Annotated in this window: 11 protein-coding genes; 6 read left to right on the forward strand and 5 right to left on the reverse strand. The window is 67.3% G+C overall.

Features of this window, described 5'->3' with window-relative positions; genetic code table 11:
• Positions 1–63 precede the first annotated feature (63 nt).
• Entirely contained in the window at positions 64–702 is a 639-nt protein-coding gene (locus BIWAKO_RS31670) for a LysE/ArgO family amino acid transporter (RefSeq protein ID WP_244523608.1), read from the forward strand.
• A 28-nt stretch (positions 703–730) separates the two neighbouring features.
• Here the strand turns inward: BIWAKO_RS31670 and BIWAKO_RS31675 are convergent, their stop codons facing one another.
• A complete protein-coding gene (locus tag BIWAKO_RS31675; RefSeq protein WP_084652095.1) occupies positions 731–1,630 on the reverse strand; it encodes a LysR family transcriptional regulator in 900 nt (299 codons plus the stop codon).
• A gap of 166 nt (positions 1,631–1,796) precedes the next feature.
• Between BIWAKO_RS31675 and BIWAKO_RS31680 the strand changes: the two genes are divergently transcribed.
• The 4 genes from BIWAKO_RS31680 to BIWAKO_RS31695 all read left to right on the forward strand — a co-directional run bounded on the left by BIWAKO_RS31680 (position 1,797) and on the right by BIWAKO_RS31695 (position 7,910).
• Positions 1,797–3,917 carry a hydantoinase/oxoprolinase family protein gene (locus BIWAKO_RS31680; RefSeq protein ID WP_069882019.1) on the forward strand — a complete coding sequence of 707 codons (2,121 nt, stop codon included), beginning with the start codon at positions 1,797–1,799 and terminating at the stop codon, positions 3,915–3,917.
• Between the two features lies 1 nt (position 3,918).
• Positions 3,919–5,634 carry a hydantoinase B/oxoprolinase family protein gene (locus BIWAKO_RS31685; protein ID WP_201788674.1) on the forward strand — a complete coding sequence of 572 codons (1,716 nt, stop codon included), beginning with the start codon at positions 3,919–3,921 and terminating at the stop codon, positions 5,632–5,634.
• A gap of 91 nt (positions 5,635–5,725) precedes the next feature.
• On the forward strand, positions 5,726–6,541 hold the full coding sequence (locus BIWAKO_RS31690; protein ID WP_069882020.1) for an NAD-dependent epimerase/dehydratase family protein: 816 nt from the start codon (positions 5,726–5,728) through the stop codon (positions 6,539–6,541).
• An 85-nt stretch (positions 6,542–6,626) separates the two neighbouring features.
• Positions 6,627–7,910, forward strand: coding sequence for an NAD(P)/FAD-dependent oxidoreductase (locus BIWAKO_RS31695; RefSeq protein WP_069882021.1), 1,284 nt, complete (start codon positions 6,627–6,629; stop codon positions 7,908–7,910).
• A 49-nt stretch (positions 7,911–7,959) separates the two neighbouring features.
• Here the strand turns inward: BIWAKO_RS31695 and BIWAKO_RS31700 are convergent, their stop codons facing one another.
• Positions 7,960–11,922, reverse strand: coding sequence for an AAA family ATPase (locus tag BIWAKO_RS31700; protein ID WP_069882022.1), 3,963 nt, complete (start codon positions 11,920–11,922; stop codon positions 7,960–7,962).
• A gap of 189 nt (positions 11,923–12,111) precedes the next feature.
• On the opposite strand from BIWAKO_RS31700, the gene BIWAKO_RS31705 reads away from it, so the two are divergent.
• Complete coding sequence (locus tag BIWAKO_RS31705; protein ID WP_069882023.1) at positions 12,112–15,672, forward strand: autotransporter domain-containing protein; 3,561 nt, start codon at positions 12,112–12,114, stop codon at positions 15,670–15,672.
• A gap of 159 nt (positions 15,673–15,831) precedes the next feature.
• Here BIWAKO_RS31705 and BIWAKO_RS31710 read toward each other — a convergent pair whose 3' ends face one another.
• From BIWAKO_RS31710 to BIWAKO_RS31720, 3 genes are all read right to left on the reverse strand, one after another.
• Positions 15,832–16,506: a phosphoribosylanthranilate isomerase gene (locus tag BIWAKO_RS31710; RefSeq protein ID WP_074471647.1), complete on the reverse strand. Its 675-nt coding sequence runs from the start codon at positions 16,504–16,506 to the stop codon at positions 15,832–15,834.
• A 471-nt stretch (positions 16,507–16,977) separates the two neighbouring features.
• Complete coding sequence (locus tag BIWAKO_RS31715) at positions 16,978–17,931, reverse strand: SphA family protein (RefSeq protein WP_084652097.1); 954 nt, start codon at positions 17,929–17,931, stop codon at positions 16,978–16,980.
• A gap of 72 nt (positions 17,932–18,003) precedes the next feature.
• Positions 18,004–18,621, reverse strand: coding sequence for a GyrI-like domain-containing protein (locus tag BIWAKO_RS31720; protein WP_069882993.1), 618 nt, complete (start codon positions 18,619–18,621; stop codon positions 18,004–18,006).
• Between the last annotated feature and the right edge of the window lie 222 nt (positions 18,622–18,843).

The raw sequence follows: 18,843 nt of genomic DNA on the forward strand, positions 1-18,843 counted from the left end.
ACCTAATTCATGATTAGCTTCTTTAGCTAGACTACATCCAAAGTCGCAGACATCAAGGCCGGCATGACCAGCTTCCTCATGCCGTCCCTTTTGCCCGCCTTCACCAAGGGCTTTGCCCTTTCGGCCGGCCTGATCATGGCCATTGGCGCCCAGAACATGTTCGTGCTGCGCCAGGGGCTCAAACGGGAGCATGTCTGGCCCATCGTGCTGTTCTGTGCTGCGGCCGACGCCGCACTGATCGTGGCGGGCGTCAGCGGCCTCGGCAGCGCGCTTGCTCTGGTTCCGGGTCTGTCGCTTGGTCTCAGCCTGGGGGGCGCGGCCTTCCTCAGCTGGTACGGCGTTTCCGCGCTCAGGCGGGCCGCAAACCCTTCCGTCCTCATCGTCGAGCAACAGGCGGGCATGACGCTCGGCACGGCGCTGGCCGGCACCGCCGCCTTCACCTTCCTCAACCCTCACGTCTATATCGATACGGTCATGCTCATGGGAGCCGTCGGGACGAGCCTTCCGCCGATCGAGCGGCCTCCGTTCATGGCCGGCGCGGCGATTGCCAGTTTTGCCTGGTTCGCTTCGCTCGGCTTCGGCGCGCGCTTCCTCGCCCCGCTCCTGTCTCGACCCGCCTCCTGGCGCGTGCTCGACCTCGGCATCGGCGCGATGATGCTGGCGCTCGCTGCAAGCCTGCTCCGCGACGCGCTGATCGCCTGACCATAGCCAAGCTGCGCCCTCGCCAGCGTCAGGCCGCGTTCGGCTTCCAGTCGGCGACCGCGACGGCGAGTGTCGCCGCGGCCTCGACGACCGGCCGCGCCGGCATCGTCACATAGGATGCGGTGAAACTCATCGGGGTCGGAACCCAATCGCAGTTGAGGGCGACGAGTTCGCCGGATGCGACGAAGCGCTCGACCAGCGGCGACGGCAAGGTCGCGATGCCCAGCCCGTCCAGCGTCATGTTCAGGCAGGCCGCCAGATTGCTCGACGAGACCGGGCGGCTGAGCCGGCTGCTGTTGCGCTTGAAGTAGTCGACGACCTCCGCATAGGGCCGCGTGTTCTTGGCATGGGTCAGGATCGGAAACCGGGCGAGGTCGTCGGCCCCGGCCGGATCGGGCAAGGCGGCGGCAAACCGGGGTGCGGCGACCCAGGGCAGCGCCACCGTCCCCAGCGGCAGATTGGTGACAGAGAGGTCCGAGATCGGCCCGTTGAGGAACGCGATGTCGAGCGAGCCGTCGATGAGGTTGCGCTGGAGATTGAAGGTCAGGTCGACGCTGAGTTCGACCACGACCTCGGGGAAGCGCACGGCCATCTCGCGCAGGAAGCGATGGAGCCAGGTCTGGGCCACGGTTTCCGCCACGCCGAGCTTCAGGATGGATTGCCGGCTCGCCGCATCCCCCGCCTGAAGCAGCGCCTCGGTCGCCTCGAGCGCCCGGGCCGCGAGCGGCAGCACGCTCTTGCCTTGATCCGTCAGCACCACCGATCCCGCGTCGCGTTCGAACAGGCGCAGGTTCAGGACCGCTTCGAGCGCCGATATCCGCGCCGAGATATTCGGCTGCGTCGTGTTCATCTGTTCGGCGACGCGGCGGAAATTCCTGAGCGAGGCCAGCCGGACGAAGGTTTCGATCTGCTTGAGTGTGATCTGCATCGAGAACCCCGGTCTGCGCCGCCACGGAGCGCGCCACAGGATCAATATTCTCTATCATCACGAGACAATCAAATAATTAGACGTGATCATCGATCGCGGCCATCTTTTCGCAGGTTCGGCTCTGCCCGCAGCGCCGGGCATCTCCTTGCACTGAAAGGCGGTTTCGATGAGCGGTGCGGCATCATCCCAAGGCAATCTGGGCGCCGATATCGGCGGCACTTTCACGGATGTCGTGCTGGAGATCGGGGGCGAAAGTTACTCCGCCAAGGTGCTGACCACCTATGATGCGCCCGAGCGCGCCATTATCGAGGGGATGCACCGGGTCTGCGCCAAGGCGGGCGTGACGCCTGCCGCGATCGGCCGGATCATCCACGGCACGACGCTTGCGACCAACGCCCTGATCGAACGCCGCGGCGCGAAGACGGCCCTGATCACGACCGAAGGTTTTCGCGACGTGATCGAGATGCGGACAGAAAGCCGGTTCGAGCAATACGACCTCAATCTGACGCTGCCCCAGCCCCTGCTGCCGCGCAACCGGCGCTATACGCTGCGCGAGCGCGTCGCTGCCAGCGGCAAGACGCTGATCCCGCTCCGGCGCGAGGATGTCGTGGCTCTGGCCGAGCAGATCTCGGAAGCAGGCTATGAGAGCGTCGCGGTCGGGCTGATCCACTCCTATCTCGACCCCAGCCATGAGCGACTGGTCCGCGAGGTGCTGCTGGAGCGGATGCCCGGTCTTGCGGTCTCGATCTCGTCGGAAGTCTCGCCGCAGATGCGCGAATACGAGCGCTTCAACACGGTGGTGGCCAATGCCTATGTCAAACCGATGATGAAGCGCTATCTCGCCAGCCTGGCCGCGAAGCTGGCTGGCGAAGGCGCGGACTGCCCGATTTTCCTGATGCATTCCGGCGGCGGCATCATGTCCCTCGAAGGGGCGGCCGAGTTTCCGGTTCGCCTCGTCGAATCCGGACCGGCCGGCGGCGCGATCTATGCCGCCGATGTCGCCGCACGCTTCGGCCTCGACCGGGTGCTGTCCTTCGACATGGGCGGGACGACTGCCAAGATCTGCCTGATCAAGAACCAGACGCCGAAGACCAGCCGGGTCTTCGAGGTGGCGCGGAGCTACCGCTTCAAGAAGGGCTCGGGCATGCCGATCTCGATCCCGGTGATCGACATGGTCGAGATCGGCGCCGGCGGCGGCTCGCTCGCCCAGGTCGATTCGATGCGCCAGATCCGCGTCGGCCCGGAGAGCGCCGGCTCGGAGCCCGGCCCCGCCTGCTATGGCCGCGGCGGCATGAGGCCCGCCGTGACCGATGCAGACCTCCTGCTCGGCAAGATCGATCCCGCCAATTTCGCCGGCGGCAGCATGGTGCTGGACGTCGCCGCCTCGCGCGGAGCCGTGACCGCTGCGATCGGCGACCGACTAGGGATGACCGGCGAGACGGCCGCTTTCGGCATCGTCGAGGTCGTCGACGAGAACATGGCCAATGCCGCCCGCGTCCACGCGGTCGAGAATGGCGAGGATCTCTCCGGCTACACGATGATCGCCTTCGGCGGTGCGGCGCCGCTCCATGCCGGGCGGCTCTGCGAGAAGCTCGGCATCGCGCGCCTGCTGGTGCCGCCGGGAGCCGGTGTCGGCTCGGCCATCGGCTTCCTACGGGCGCCTTTCAGCTTCGAGGCGACGCGCAGCGTCTATATGCGCCTGGCCGATTTCGACGCCTCGCTGGTGCGCGACCTGCTCGCGGAACTCGAAAGTGAGGCCACGAGTTTCGTCCGCTCCTGCGACGCGCAGGCGCCGCTCAGCGTCGAGACCAAGGTCCATATGCGCTATGTCGGCCAGGGCTGGGAGATCCCGATCGATGTCAGCCGCGCCCCGCCGACGATCGACGCCTATCGCGCGCTGTTCGAGGCCGAATACGCCAAGCTTTTCTCGAGGACCGTGCAGGGCCTCGACATCGAGATCACCGTCTGGGCCGTGAATGCGAGCACGGCGAAGGCGGTGCCCGCGCGGGCCGAAGGGCTCAGCGCCCTGGCGCCGCTGACGGCGACCGCGCAGCGCGAGATCTTCGATCCTGCGCTCGGCATTCGGGTGACGGCTGGTGTGTTCGCGCGCGCGGAGATCGCGATCGGCCGGATCGTGGCGGGCCCCTGCGCCATCGTCGAAGACGAAACCACGATCATCGTGCCCTCCGGCTGCGCGGCGACCTGCCGCTCGGATGGTTGCATCGAAGTCTTCAAGCAGAGCGCCGACGCGGTGGAAGCCCGTCTCGCCGACATGATCGAGGCCTGACATGATGACGCTCTCCACCGTCTCGCTGCAGGTGATGTGGAACCGCCTGATCTCGATCGTCGAGGAGCAGGCCCAGGCCCTGATCCGCACGGCCTTCTCGACCTCGGTGCGCGAGGCCGGCGACCTCTCGGCCGGCGTCTACAACCGGGCCGGGCTGATGCTGGCCCAGGCCGTGACCGGCACGCCGGGCCATGTCAACGCGATGGCCGATGCGGTGGCGCATTTCATCCGCGAGATCGGGCCCGGGAACATTCTCGAAGGCGATATCTACATCACCAACGACCCCTGGATGGGGACCGGGCACCTGCACGACATCACTGTCGTGACGCCCTCCTTCTACAAGGGGCGACATGTCGGCTTCTTCGCCTGCACGGCCCATGTCGTCGATATCGGCGGGCGCGGCTTCGGCGCGGACGCCAACTCCGTCTATGAGGAAGGCCTCTATATCCCGATCATGAAATTCGCCGACCGGGGCAAGGTCGACCAGCCCTTCGTCAGGCTGGTGCGCGGCAATATCCGCGAGCCCGACCAGGTCGTCGGCGACATCTTCGCGCTGGCGACCTGCAACGATGTCGGCCATCGCCGACTGACCGGCATGCTCGACGAATTCGCCCTCGACGGGCTGGAGCAGGTCGGCGACTTCATCCTGGAGAACTCGCGCCGCGCCACGCTGGAGAAGATCGCGGCGCTCAAGCCGGGCGCAGCCGAGGGCGCCATGCTCAGCGACGGCTTCGCCACGCCGATCGAACTCAAGGTCAAGGTCACGATCGGCGCCGACGAGGTTTGCGTCGATTTCGCTGGTTCGTCGGGCGTCGACCCCAAGGGCATCAACTGCCCGATGGTCTATTCCAAGGCCTATGCCTGCTATGCCCTGAAATGCGCGATCGCGCCCGAAATCCCCAATAACGCAGCCTCGCTCGAGCCCTTCCGCATCACGGCTCCGGAGAACACCATCGTCAACGCGCTGCATCCCGCCCCCGTCGCGCTGCGCCATGTCATCGGCCATCTCATCCCCGACACGGTCTATGATGCGCTCGACAAGCTCCTGCCCAGGACCGTTCCGGCCGAAGGCGCAGGGCCGCTCTGCAATTTCCAGGTCTCGCTGCGTCCGGCCTCGGAGGCCGCGCGTCTGTCCGGAGCGAGACGCGCCGAGGTCTTGATGTTCAATTGCGGCGGATCGGGCGCACGCCCGGCGCTCGACGGCATGAACACCACCGCCTTCCCCTCAGGCGTCATGACCATGCCGATCGAGGCAACCGAGCATGCCGGCCCGATCATCATCTGGCGCAAGGAATTGCGGCCCGATTCCGGCGGCGCCGGCCGCTTCCGCGGTGGGCTCGGCCAGTTCATGGAGGTCGGCGCCGTCGAGGGCCATGTCTTCGACATGTCCGCGATGTTCGACCGCGTGAAGCATCCGCCGCGCGGGCGCCTTGGCGGGGCCGATGGCGGCGCGACCGAAATCCGCCTCGACGACGGCACCGCCATGGCCGGCAAGGGGCGCCAGGCCGTTCCCGAGGGCCGCAAAGTCATGCTGTCGCTTCCCGGTGGCGCCGGCTACGGCCCGGCCGCCGAGCGCAGCCGCGACGCGGTGCTGCGCGACCTTGCGCTCGGCTATGTCTCGGCCGAGATGGCCAAGGCCGCATATGACGTCAGCGACGCCGAGATCGCGGCGGTCGAAGCCGGGCTGAAGCGCGGCGAACTGCCCTCCCCCGGATGATACCGTGCCACGAGATCCGGAACGCCGATTCTCCCCATCGCCGCCGCGCTGGCCTGGTGCGGCGGTCAGCCTGTGACCACGCGAGGACCGCATGCCCCATTACGACCGCATCCTGATCACCGGCGCGGCCGGCCGCCTCGGCTCTCATCTTCGCACCGGGCTTGCGCATCTCGCCGGGACGATCCGTGTCGCCGATCGCGAGCCGCTCGGCCCGCTCGCGGCCCATGAGGAACAGGCGATCTTCGATCTCGCCGACATGGAAGCGACGATCGCAGCGACCGAGGGCTGCGATGCCATCGTCCATTTTGGCGGCGCGCCGACCGAGCGGGACTGGCAGACCATCCTCGATTCCAGTATCCGCGCCTCCTACCACATCTATGAGGGCGCCCGGAAACACGGGATCAAACGCGTCGTCTATGCCTCATCGGTCCATGCGATCGGCTTCCATGAGATCGGCGCGCAGATTTCGGTCGATGCACCGGTTCGGCCGGACTGCCTCTACGGCGTCGGCAAGACCTTCGTGGAGAGCCTGAGCCGGCTCTATTGGGACAAGTTCGGCATCGAGACGGCGTGCCTGCGCATCTTCTCGTCCTTCCCCGAGCCCGTCGACCGGCGGATGCTGTGGTCCTATCTCTCCTTCGCCGATTGCGTGCGCCTCGTCGAAGCCTCGCTGACGGCGCCATTCGTCGGCCACACCATCTCCTTCGGCACCTCGGACAACACGGTGAAGGCGGTCGACAACAGCGGCGCCAACCATCTCGGCTATCACCCGCAGGACAGCTCGGAGCCGTTTCGCGCCAAGGTCGAGGCGAATGCGCCGGCCCTTGACCCCAAGTCTCCGGCGGGCCGCTATCTCGGCGGCAAGTTCTGCGAGATGGGCCACCCCGACGACGAAGCGAAGGCCTGACAACTCCGGGCGCCACCCTGCGCCCGCGCCGAGCGATTGCCTGCACCGGGCCATTCCCGGGACCTGACAGAACGGAGCCAATTCAATGCTGAAGGACAAGCGTTCGCACGGGCTCTGGGAACTCTCGGCCCCTCCCGCGCCGCCAACCACGGTCCTGGGCGAGCATGTGTCCGCAGAGGTCGTCATTGTCGGCGCCGGCTATACCGGCCTGTCGGCGGCGCTCCACCTGGCGAAGGCCGGCAGAAAGGTCGTGGTTCTGGAGGCGGTCGAGATCGGCTTCGGCGCGTCCGGCCGCAACTCGGGCTTCGTCAATGCCGGCCTCTGGGTGATGCCCGAGGATCTGATCGCCACGCTCGGCCCGGTTCATGGCAACCGCCTGATCGGCCTGCTCGGCGAAGCGCCGCGCGAGGTCTTCGCACTCACGGAACGCTATGGCATGGAATGCCAGGCCGACCATCGCGGGACCTATCATTGCGCCGTCGGCGCAAGCGGCCTGAAGCAGCTCCAGGCCCGCCAGGCGCAGTGGAGCAGGCTCGGCGCCAAGGTCGAGCTGCTGAGTGCCGGCGATACGCAGGCAAGGACCGGGGCCACGGGCTATACCGGCTCGCTGTTCGACCCGCGCGCCGGCACGATCCAGCCGCTCGCCTATGCCCGCGGCCTGGCGGGCGCCGCGATCACCGAAGGCGCGACCATCCATACCGGCAGCGCGGTGACCGGCTTCGAGCGCAGCGGGGCCGCCTGGCAGGTCAGGACCGCCGGCGGCAGCGTCAGCGCCGACTGGCTCATCCTGGCGACCGACGCCTATTCGACAGGCGCGACCGCCAGTATCTGCGAAGAGCAGGTGCATCTGCCCTATTTCCACGTCTCGACGGCGCCGCTCGGCCACAATATCCGCAAGACCATCCTGCCGCATGGCGGCGCGGGCTGGGACACCAAGACCATCCTGAGCGGGTTCCGGCTCGATGCCGAGGGGCGCCTGATCGTCGGCAGCGTCGGCGCGCTGCGCGGGACGGGCCTGAGCATTCATCGCGCCTGGGCGAAGCGGCATATCCGGAAGCTGTTTCCGCAACTCGGCGAATTCGAGCTCGAAACGGAATGGTACGGCAAGATCGGCATGACACCGGATCATCTGCCACGGCTGCACAGCTACGGTCCGAACGCCATCGGGTTCAGCGGCTATAACGGCCGGGGCATTGCGCCGGGCACCGTCTTCGGGCGCGAGCTTGCCCGGCTCATTCTTGGCGAGATCGATCTCGCCGGCATGCCGCTGCCGGTATCCGAACTCGCCATCCCGGCCTTCCGGGGCATCAGGGAGGCCTATTACGAGGTCGGCGCGCAAGTAGCGCATCTCCCGATCGCGCCGGCCTGAACCACGCGGCCGCACCATCGGCGAGATCGCGCGGCCCGGGTGCCGCCCACTATTGCAACTGATCCGCCGCTTCAGTCGCCTGATCCAGCCAGAAGCGCATGCCCATCTCGCGGTACATCGTCGTGGCGATCTCGAGCTGGTCACGCGCCTCGGCCGGCCGGCCTGCGCGCAGGTGCAGGTTTCCGAGGCCATGATGGCAGCGCGCGACAAGCGAGCCCAATCCAAGTTCCGTCGCGAGTGAAAGCGCCTCGCGGTAGTGAATTTCCGCATGGTCGGTGGCGTCGGTGCCGACCAGAACATCGCCAAGCAAATGGAGGGCTCCTGCCTCGCCACGGCGTTGCCCATTCTCCCGCGTCGTGGCCAGAGCCCGCCCGGCATATCTCAGAGCGTCTGCATGCTGGCCGGCGAGCAAATGCGCGTCCCCGAGCGGCACCAGGAACAGGGCCTGGCCAAAGCGATGCCCCATGGCTTCCAGAGCGCTCAACGCCTGCTCCAGCAGAGGCAGGCCTCGTTCGGTCTGCCCCAGCAGGGCATAGGCGTAGCCGAGCGTGCCGGTACTGCCCGCAGCCATGAAGGGCAGATCGAACTCGCGAGCCACCACGCAAGCGCGCTCCAGCCTCGTTATGGCTTCGGCAAACTCGCCGCGGATGACCATGAGGTCGGCGAGACACCAATAGGCGATCGTCAGGCCGAGGGGGTCATCGACCGCCAGAGCGATGCGAATGCTCTCCTCGCCATGCAGGATGCCCTGCTCGAACCTGCCCTGCTCGGCATGGATCCGGGCCAGGAAAGCGCGGACAGTCACGGCTGGATATCCAGCGAGACCAAATCGCTCGAAGCGGGGCTGACGATCGAGCAACTCCAGCGCTCGCACGAAAAGCGGCTCGACCTGCTGGAATGCCATCGTCGAGAAGCAGGCCGTTCCGAGGATCAGGGTCGCCGCCATCTGGAGCGGAACGTCGCCAAGCGAATCCGCCAGCGCCAGCGCCTGCTGGCCGAAGCCCGCGGCTTCCGCCGGATCGCCGCCGAGCGCCAGGGTCTGGCACATATGGAAGGCGAACCGCGCCAGCCTGTGTTGATCGTCCAGGCGTGTGGCCAGGCTCTGCGCCTCGCGAAGATGGCCGATGATGCGGTCGAATTGTCCGAGCGGGAGAAGCGACGCCTTCAATTCGAACCGGAGATCGATGGCCTGCTCGTGCGTCTCCCGGGTCTCGGGGAGTGTCGCCAGAACACGCAAGGCCTGTTCGAAGAACCCCGCGGCTTCGCGATTGGCCCAGCGCGCCTGCGCCAACCGGGCTGCCTTGAGCCAGTAGCCGACCGCCTCGCCGCCGAGCCCGGCTTCCGTGAAATGGTGAGCGACGAGCTCGGGCTGGTCTTCGACCCAGGCCTGGAACTGATCGATCAGCGTCCGGGCAATCTTCGCATGCAGGTCGCGTCGCCGGCTCCTCGGCATCGTGGCATAGGCAGCGTCCTGAACGAGCGCGTGCTTGAAGACGTAGCCTTGCCCTGAAGATGCACCGCGGCGCGAGACGAGGCCGGATTCCACGAGCCGCGCGAGCGCCGTCTCGAGCTCCGCGGCGGCAAGGCCCGACACCGCAGCGATCAGCTCGTGTGAGAACTCCCGCCCGATCGCGGCGCCGATCATGGCTGCGTCTTTTGCCGGGCCGAGCAGGTCGAGCCGGGCCACCAGCGCGGCCTGCAGCGTCGTCGGGATAGCCACTGGCGGCAGGGGTCCGTCGAGGACCCAGCCGTCGCCGGTCTGACGCAACAGCCCGCTTTCGAGGAGCGAGCGTGTCAGTTCCTCGATGAACAGCGGCACGCCATCCGCCCGCGACAGGATCTGGCCAACGACAGCATCGGGGAGCGCCCTCTCCCCGGCGACGCCGCGCATGATGCCGGTGCTGTCGCCCGGGCCAAGGCGGCTGAGCGACAGCGCGGTGACATGTGGCTGGTCGAGCCAGCCCGGCTGGAACTCCGGCCGGCAGGTGACCAGCAGCAGCAGGGGCAGCTGGGCGGCGCGGGTCACCAGACGCTCGAGCAGATCCAGCGACGACGGATCGATCCAGTGCGCGTCCTCGAACAGGATCAGGACCGGTTTTCGGGCTGCGGCGCGCTCGATCTGGTCGAGGAGTAGACCGAGCGTCATCTCGCGCTTCTGCTGCGGACTGGCCGCCAGCGGGGGGTAGCGGTCCTCCAGCGGCACTCCGGTCAGCTCGGCGAAGAGCGCCACGTCACGCGGCAGATCGAGCGATGTCGGCGCGAGCAACGCCTCCAGCCTGTCGAGCCTCGCGCCGGCGCTGTCGCCGGGGCTGAAGCCGGCATCCTGCTGGACGCGGGCAATGAACGGATGCAGCGGGCTCTGCGCAAGATGCGGAGCACAGGAATAGCGCAGGAGGGAGTGGGGCCGTGTGCCAATCCGGCCAGGCAGGCTCTCGGCCAGGCGCGATTTGCCGATGCCAGGCTCGCCCGAGATCAGAACGACACGCCCCTCCCCCGCACCCGCCTGATCCCAGCGGCGGAGCAGCAGCGCGACCTCCTCCTCGCGGCCGATGAGCGGGCTCAGAACCGCGCCGCGCCGGGCATCGAAGCGGCTCACCCCGGCGATCTCGCCCAGCACCTGCCAGGCTTCCGGCTGTTGCGAGCCGCTGCGGACCGCGAGCGCCCGGCAGGCGAACTGGCGTCCCACAAGCTGCTGCGTGCTCGCGGCAATGACGACTTCGCCCCCCGCCGCGCTGCCCTGCAGACGCGCCGCCAGGGCCGGGGCCTCGCCCGTCGCGACATGCTGCCGATTCCTGTCCGCTGTCGACTTCTCCCCGACGATGACGAGCCCGGTGGCAATGCCGACGCTCGCCTGCAGCGCCCCGGCCAACGGCGCAGCCAGGCTGCCGATGGCGGCAAGGAGAGCAAGGCCGGCGCGCACGGCGCGTTCGGCATCATGCTCATGGGCGGCTGGATAGCCGAAATACACGACGACGCCATGGCCCTGGTAATGGGCGACGAAGCCGCCAAATCGTGCCGCGACGTCGGCGACGGTCGCGTGGAAGGCGGCGATCAGATCGTGGATGTCTTCGGGATCGGGGCTCACCGAGAGGCTGATCGCGCCGAGCAGATCACAAACCAGGATCGTCAATTGGCGTTGCTCGAGAGCATCCGGGCGACGCGCCTTCATGGGGGCCTCGCCGTCCAGCGCCGCCATGATCCTTGCCGCGACGGGAGATTCGACTGTCCCGGAGGGTGCGGGATGCCGTTCGCCGCTCGCCCGTGGCGCAGGCTGTGGCGTTGCGCTGCGCAGCTCCGCCGCCAGCGCTTGCGTGACCGCATCGGGCGCCGCACCGAGTTCGCGCCTCAGCAGCGCGGCCAGATCCTGATAATGCCTGAGCGCCTCGGCCTTGCGTCCCATGGCGACGAGCGCCTGGAGGGCGACCCGATGCGCATCCTCGCGCAGGGCATTGACCTGGATGGCCCGATGAGCCGCCTTGAGCGCAGCCTCCTCGTTTCCCGCCCGCATCGCGTCCTGGCTCGCGCTGACCATCGCGTCGAGCGCCAGGCCTTCGAGGCGTCCCCGCAGCGAGGCGCGCCAACTCAACCACGCGTCTTCTTCGATATTCAGGTCGGCCAGGAACGAGCCCCGGTGGAGATCGGCCGCCGCCGCGAGCGACGCAGCCCCTCCCTCGGTGATCAGCGCCTCGAAGCGAACAGCATCGCAATCGATCGCGCCGGGCGCGAGCCAGACCTCGTCGTCGGTACTGACGAGCGTTTCCTGGCTTAGAATCCGGCGCAGCCGAAAAATCGCCTGCCGCAGATTCTGTCGGGCCTGGGTCTCGAAATGCGAGCCCCAAAGCAGGTGGGCCAGCTTTTCACGTGGCTGGGGTTGAGGCGCCGTGCAGGCCAGATAGGCCAACAACCCCGAGAGTTTCCGGCTCGGCAGCCCGACGATGCCATCGCGGGTTGCCAGCTCGAATCGTCCGAGCAGCGAGAGACGGAATTTGGGAGGAGCGACATCGTCCTTCATTCTGCCGGCAACACGAACACGTCGATCCTTCTCGAAAAGCAGAGGTTCTGCCCGGCGCGAACGCAGAGGCAGGCAGAATTAACGTTCATGTCACGACGCAATAACGGCCTGACGACGGCGCACGAACTTAAACAATAGCCAGAGATCGCTGCGCCGGACAGCGATGTTTTGCATGCATGAGACGGACTGATGACATCGAATTTGTTGACCAGCGCTGCGCGCGGTTTGCGCCGCGGGCGGCTCTTGTCCACCACCGCACTGGCTGGATTGGTCCTGACGCTTCCGGGCGCCGGCAGCTACGCCCAGACCCTTGTGACGAATGGCACTCTGGTCGTGAGCTCCGACGCGCAGCTCGGCGGCGATACCGTCACTGTGGACAACAGCGCCGATCTTGGCGCCACCCTGGCGATCAATGCCGGCGTCAACATCGGCAACGAAATCACCCTCACTAACGGGGGCACGCTGAGCAATGCGGGCACCCTTTCGCGAACGGCTGCGGGACAGGTTGGCGTCCTGTCCACGACCGGCGTCGCCACGGTGGAGAACGCTGCCACCGGGCGGATCGAGGGGGATTCCGCCGGCGCGCAACTCGGCGACGGCGGCTCGGTGACCAACCGGGGCGGCACCATCACAGCCGCGGGCTACGGCGTGCTGCTCGACAAGGGGGGTGACGTGAGCAATCTCGGGGCCGGGAGCGCCATCCGCGCCACGGGCACTGATGGCCTCGGCGTGTTCATCAATACCGATGGAACGGTGACCAACGGGACCGGCGCCAGCATTGCCGGCGGCTTGGGCGGCGTCCGCATCTGGGGTGCGGGCACGGTGACCAATGCCGGCGGCAACATCAGCGTGACCGCGGACAACCAGGGACATGGCGTGGAGATCGTCGCCGGCCTGGGCATCGTCACCAACCAGGGCGGCGGCACGATCACGGGCAAGCTCTACGGGGTGAGCTTTGCCGATGGCGGCACGGTGACCAACACGGCAAGCTCGATCATCGCCGACGGCACAGACGCCCTTGCCGCGGGCGTGGGCATCAGCGGCGCGGCGGGCACGGTCACCAACACCGGGCCGGGCAGCCTCATCAAGGGCCCCTCGGCCGGCGTGCGCCTGATCAATGGCGGCACGGTGACCAACGGCGCCGGCGCCACCATCGAGGGCACGGCATCGGTGCAGGCGATCGGCGGAAACACCGCGCTCAGCAATTCCGGCGCGCTGAAAGGCAATGTGGCGCTGCGCACCGCGAGCACCAACACCGTCTCGCTATTCACCGGCTCCAGCATCACGGGCAATCTGGGCATCGGCACCAACGCTGCCTCGACGCTGACGCTGGATGGCACGGGCGCCCAGCTCTATTCGGCGGCCGTCAGCGGCACGACCAGTTTCAGCACCGGCGCGCTCGTCAAGCAGGGCAGCGGCACCTGGACACTGGACAAAGCCCTGACGCGTAGCGGCACGACCCAGGTCAAGGCCGGAACGCTGGTCGTCGCGAACACGGCCGGCCTCGGCTCCGGCGGCAACGCAACGGTATCGGGCGGCACGCTGCAATTCGGGACCGGCGCGGCAGCGGGAACCTACACTCTCGCGGGCGGCATCAATGTGACCGGCGGCAGCCTGGCGATCCAGAGCCTGGCGGCAGTGACCGTCGCTCTGGATGTGGGCTTCGCCAACAATACGGCCCTGTCGGTCGTGGCCTCCGCGGGCGGTCCCCTGCTGCAGGCCGAACGCGTCACGCTCGGCAGCAACGTCGCTTTCAACCTCAGCGGCATCAGCGATGCGGGCGGCCTGGGCAAGGTCCTGATCGACACCCGTTCAGGCATCAACGGCGACTTCGGCACGGTCACAATCGGCGGCTTCAACGGAACGGTCGATTATCTGACGCTGGCGACCGGCAAGTCGGCCGACAGCAAGCAATATCTCGCGAGCTATGGCTTGAGCTGGACCGCGGGCAACTCTCTCGCGCATGGCACGTTCACGCTGAGCAATCCCGCCGACAGGTTCGATATGGGCGTGGCGCTGACCGACAGGGCGCCCAATGCCGCGACCGGCTGGGACGGCAAATCCCTGACCAAGGCGGGCGCCGGCACGCTCGTGCTCTCGGGCGCCAGCCTCCATAGCGGCACGACGTCGGTCAATGCCGGCACGCTCGTCGTCAACGGCTCGATCGCGAGCGCGGCGACGGTGAACAGCGGCGGCACGCTCGCCGGCTCAGGCACGCTCGGTGGCCTTGCCGTGATGAGCGGCGGTACGGTCGCGCCGGGCAACTCGATCGGCACGCTGACCATTGCCGGCAATGTCGCCTTCGCCGCCGGCTCGACCTATCAGGTCGAGATCAACGCAGCCGGACAGGGCGACCGGATCAATGCGTCGGGCCTGGCGACACTCTCGGGCGGCACCGTCCAGGTCCTGGCCGAGAACGGCACTTACGCGGCCGCGACGACCTACACCATCCTGACGGCGGGCGGCGGCGTCAGCGGGCGGTTCACCGACGTCACCTCGAACCTCGCCTTCCTGACGCCCTCGCTGGCTTACGCCCCGCAGAACGTCACTCTGACGATGAGCCGCAACGGCACGTCGTTCGGGCCGGGCGGGGGCGGAACCTTCATCGCCCGAACGCGCAACCAGAGCGGGATCGCGGTCGCGGCGGAGGGGCTGGGAGCGGGAAACCGCGTCTATGATGCGTTGCTCTCGGCCACCGCCGATGAGGCGCGCGCCGGATTCGACCAGCTCTCGGGCGAGGCTCATGCCCAGGGCGTCGCGGTCGCGATCGGCGAAAGCCGGCTGCTGCGCGAGGCGATCCTCGGGCGCCTGCGCGGGCCGCTGCTGGTGGCGCCAGGCCAGAGCGTCGCGGCGGAGTTCACGGCCGACCTGCCGAGCCGCAAGAGCCCGGTCCAGATGCCGGCGCCGCGCTTCGAGGAGCGCTTCACCATCTGGGGCGAGGCGGTCGGAGCGCAAGCGAACAGCAATGGTGACGGCAATGCCGCGAGCCTCTCCCAGCGCACCGGCGGCGCCATCCTCGGCGCCGACCTCAAGCTCTACGATACGGCCGCGGGCTCGCTCAGGCTCGGCATCGCCGGCGGCTACACCCGCTCGAACTTCGACGTCGACGCCAGACTGTCGTCGGGCCGGCTCGAAAGCGGCCATGCCGCACTCTATGCCGGCGCGCGCCTCGGCGCCTGGCGGCTCGATGGCGGCCTCGGCTATTCATTCGGCGAAACCAGCCTGACCCGCCAGGTGCAGCTCCGCGGCTTTGGCGACAGGCTGCGCTCGGATCGCGACAGCCAGGTGGCTCAGGCCTTCACCGAACTTGGCCATGCCTTCCGCTTCGAGCGCTTCGCCCTCGAGCCCTTCGCCCAGCTCGTCCTGCTCAGGGTCTCCTCCGGCTCCGGCCTAGAACAGGGCGGCGCAGCCGCGCTGCGCGTCTTCTCCGGAGAGCAGAACCTCGGCTTCACGACGCTTGGCCTGCGCGCCGAGGCGCAGCTCGGCACGATGCCGCTCTTCGCCCGCGGCCTCATCGGCTGGCGTTACGGCTTTGGCGAGCTGACACCGCAGGCCGCAACGGCTTTCGTGGGCGGCACGACGCCGGCCCAGGTCTACGCGACGGCCATCGATCGCAATGCGCTGGTCGCCGAAGCCGGGCTCGACTGGCGCGCCACCGCCTCGACCACGGTCGGGATCACCTATTCCGCAGCCGTCGGCGAGCGAACCCGCGATCACGCCCTCAAGGGGCGCATCGACATCAGGTTCTGAAGGCGAGCAGGCCTGATTCCGGCGCCGTGAATGGCGCGGGCCGAGCGGGTGCACGACCAAGGCTCCCTGGCTTGTGTGCAAGGCGCCAGTGAACCGAGATGCGCCTATTGGTGGAATGCAGGCCTGACTGGATTGGCCGGGGGCGACTTGCGCCGAGCCCTAGGTCGGGTTCAGAGCGTCATCCGCCTTCCGCACCGCCAGCGCAAAATCCGCCACCTTGGCCGGGTCGAGCTGGCCTGCAGTCCGAACGCCTGAGGACAGGTCCACGCCGAACGGCCTGACCTGTCGGATGGCGGCGCCGACATTTGCCGGGGTAAGCCCGCCCGCGAGGAACACCGGCAGAGGGCTGGCCTCGACGAATTCGGCGCTGATCGCCCAGTCATGCGGTCGCCCGGTGCCGCCCAGTTCCGGCGCCGCCGCGCTTGGGCTCCCTGAGTCGAGCAGGAAGGCGTGAACATAGGGGCTGTAGGCCGGGATCAGCTCCAGCGCTGCGCGGCTCTCGACATGGACGACCTGGACGCGACGCAGATCCGGTTCGATCTCGGCCAGACGGGCGGACTCGGCCGGATCGATGCCCCAGAGGATCTGCACCGTGCTCGGACGCGTCCGGCGCACATGGGCGGCGATCGCATCGGCTGTCCGCTCGACGGTCAGCAGGAAGGTCGCGACGGGAGGCGGTGTGAGCGTCGTGATCGCGGCGACTGTCGCGTCCGCGACATAGCGAGGGCTGGACGGCCCCACGGAATTGAAGCCGAGAGCGTCGACGCCGGCGTCTATCGCCAGGCGGGCTTCGTCAGCCGACGCGATCCCGCAAATCTTGATCCGGGTTCTCATACCCACCCATCAGGGAAATCGGTTCATGACGCAATCTCGTCGCGCCACCGAGACGGAGTGGACGCATCTGGTCGTGGAGGCAGAAAGACTGGGGTTGCATCGGCCCCGGGCCTGAGCCCTCCTCGCCTGGAGGCTTTCGAATTCCGCCGCGTCAGACCGATCGGAACCTGCTCTCGCAGGCCCGCGATCGAAGACCCCTTGTCCGGAAGCAGACATTCCGGATTGGCCGAGCGATCTTGGCTCCCGCTCCGGTTGCGTGAGCATGATGGCGCGTAGGCTCGCGAGATTGAGTGTGAACCCAACCGCCGGAAGCGGATGTTCTTATCGTCCTCAGAACTGAGCCACTCGCCCGAGACCGTTACTTCACCGGTTTCGCGGCCGGCGCTGCCTGGCCGCCAAGGGGAAAGGCCAGGGTGAACAGGGCTATCGTGCCACGCGGGCGGTTCTCGACCGCGACTTCCCGCAAGACCTTCAATTGGGTCGATACGGGCGTGCCGGCCACTTTGAATTGTAGCCGATGGACCCGCCGACCGCCGTGACGCGTCCCTTGAATGGCCCCACTGAATCGCCCGAGCCACTGTCGCCCGTGATCTGATGGTAGTGCCCCGCCAGCAGGCCAATCGACAGTTCCTTGGTCAGGTTCTTGGTGATCGCAAGATCGGCATGGAGCGCATTGCCGCTGTTGTAATCCGTCGCGTTGTTCCTGCCGTTGATTTCAAAACCCAGGGCCGTGGAGATGTCCAACCCCAGCTCCGGGTCGAGATAGGTCAAGGCAGCCGACAGATCGCCGATCCAGCGGTTGAAGGACATGTTCGAGAGTTCGCCGTCCTGATAGGTTCCCGACGGAATATTGACCGCTGCCGCGGTCGACCAATGGAACTTCCCCGCATGCCAGCCGACAACCGCCGATACGATCGGGTCGCCCAGATTGAAGGTTGCGTCCCGCTCGCTAAGACCCACGGCCCGCCCGAGCCGTGACGATGAAATGACCGCGCCTGCGCTGACACGCGGCACCCCCAAAGGCAGCGAAACGCCGATGGCCAGATTGCCGCCGAGAATCTCCAGCGGCGTCACCCATGTCGGCGTCAGGAAAGCGGCCCGCGCTTCCGCCTTGACGTTGGCCAGCACGGCGCCACCAAGCGATGTCCGCACGCCCGCGGATAAGCGGCCGGAATAACTGTAGAGGTCCGTTTCAAAGTAAAAGCCCGGCGGCGGAAGGAAACCCGCCATCGCGCCGTGAAAACCAAGAACATAAAGGCTGGCGCCACCTTCGGTCGCTGTCGCGGGACCTGCAGCCGCGACAAGGATACCAAACGCAGCTGCCGCGATCTTGACCGAAACCTGCCGCATCGTTCCCCTCATGGCACTTATCGATGCGCCTTGAGCGTCAAGCTGCGTCATGCCGACCCCGGGGTCAATCGACATCACCCGATGTCCTGTGGAGGTCCATCGCTGACGCTGCCGAAGGCGCGCCGTCGGTCATTTCGACCGCCTCACCTAAGCCCGGAGCTTCACCGGCTGGCGCAGAATCGTCTTGAGCCTGGCCGCCTCCGTCCTGCGCGGATCGCTCAGGTAGATCTCGTGGTGGGGGCCGTTGAAGACCATCCCCCTGGCCGGCATCACCTCGCCGTGGAGCCGGGCCAGGACCGGCCCCTCCTCATCATAGCTGCCGACATGCAGGGTCTGGAACGAGAGCCCTTCGGCATAGGGTTCGAGGCGCAGGCTTTGCGGGGGCTGGCCGAGCTTCAAGCCCGTCTTGGCTACAGCCTTCTCGAACATGTCAGGTGAGACGAAATCCGGCGCCATGATCATCATCGTCCAGTGCCACTGGCTCTTTTGCCGGGTGATGAAGCTCCGGGGATCGTCGGCCCACCACAATCCTTCCAGCGGCGGCACCACATAATCCCTGCCGAGCGCAGCCTTTGCGGCGAACTTCACGGTGTAGCTGACCCCGTAGAGCCATTCGAGCGCCGAGCGGTAAGCCGGTGCGGTGTTGGGATCGCCCTCGCCGTTCACCTTCACGAACAGCATCGGCGGCACCTCGACCAAAGCGAAGTCCCCGGCGGGCGGGTCATAGAGTGGCTTGAGGGCTTTCTTGAAATCGATCTTCGCCATCCGCGCCACCATCCCCGCTCCGGTCACCTGTCACCGAAACCACCGTGCGATGACGAGGAATGGCAGCAGTCGCTCGCGGAACCGGCTCGATCGCGCCCGCAGCCGGACATGGGCGTTCAGGGCAGGTCAAATCCGTTCACGCGCCAGATCCGTTCGCGTGCCCGGCCTGTTCGTGTGCCAACTCGGGGGCTGGCCAGGTCTCAGAGAAACCCCGGTCGATGC

Source organism: Bosea sp. BIWAKO-01 (genome assembly GCF_001748145.1).
Classification (GTDB): domain Bacteria; phylum Pseudomonadota; class Alphaproteobacteria; order Rhizobiales; family Beijerinckiaceae; genus Allobosea.

Bases quoted from the DNA above. Each gene is read 5' to 3' on its own strand.
- BIWAKO_RS31700 (WP_069882022.1), bottom strand. From the start codon at position 11,922: ATGAAGGACGATGTCGCTCCTCCCAAATTCCGTCTCTCGCTGCTCGGA.
- BIWAKO_RS31695 (WP_069882021.1), top strand. From the start codon at position 6,627: ATGCTGAAGGACAAGCGTTCGCACGGGCTCTGGGAACTCTCGGCCCCT.
- BIWAKO_RS31680 (WP_069882019.1), top strand. From the start codon at position 1,797: ATGAGCGGTGCGGCATCATCCCAAGGCAATCTGGGCGCCGATATCGGC.
- BIWAKO_RS31720 (WP_069882993.1), bottom strand. From the start codon at position 18,621: ATGGCGAAGATCGATTTCAAGAAAGCCCTCAAGCCACTCTATGACCCG.
- BIWAKO_RS31670 (WP_244523608.1), top strand. From the start codon at position 64: ATGACCAGCTTCCTCATGCCGTCCCTTTTGCCCGCCTTCACCAAGGGC.
- BIWAKO_RS31685 (WP_201788674.1), top strand. From the start codon at position 3,919: ATGATGACGCTCTCCACCGTCTCGCTGCAGGTGATGTGGAACCGCCTG.
- BIWAKO_RS31675 (WP_084652095.1), bottom strand. From the start codon at position 1,630: ATGCAGATCACACTCAAGCAGATCGAAACCTTCGTCCGGCTGGCCTCG.
- BIWAKO_RS31690 (WP_069882020.1), top strand. From the start codon at position 5,726: ATGCCCCATTACGACCGCATCCTGATCACCGGCGCGGCCGGCCGCCTC.
- BIWAKO_RS31705 (WP_069882023.1), top strand. From the start codon at position 12,112: ATGACATCGAATTTGTTGACCAGCGCTGCGCGCGGTTTGCGCCGCGGG.
- BIWAKO_RS31710 (WP_074471647.1), bottom strand. From the start codon at position 16,506: ATGAGAACCCGGATCAAGATTTGCGGGATCGCGTCGGCTGACGAAGCC.
- BIWAKO_RS31715 (WP_084652097.1), bottom strand. From the start codon at position 17,931: ATGTCGATTGACCCCGGGGTCGGCATGACGCAGCTTGACGCTCAAGGC.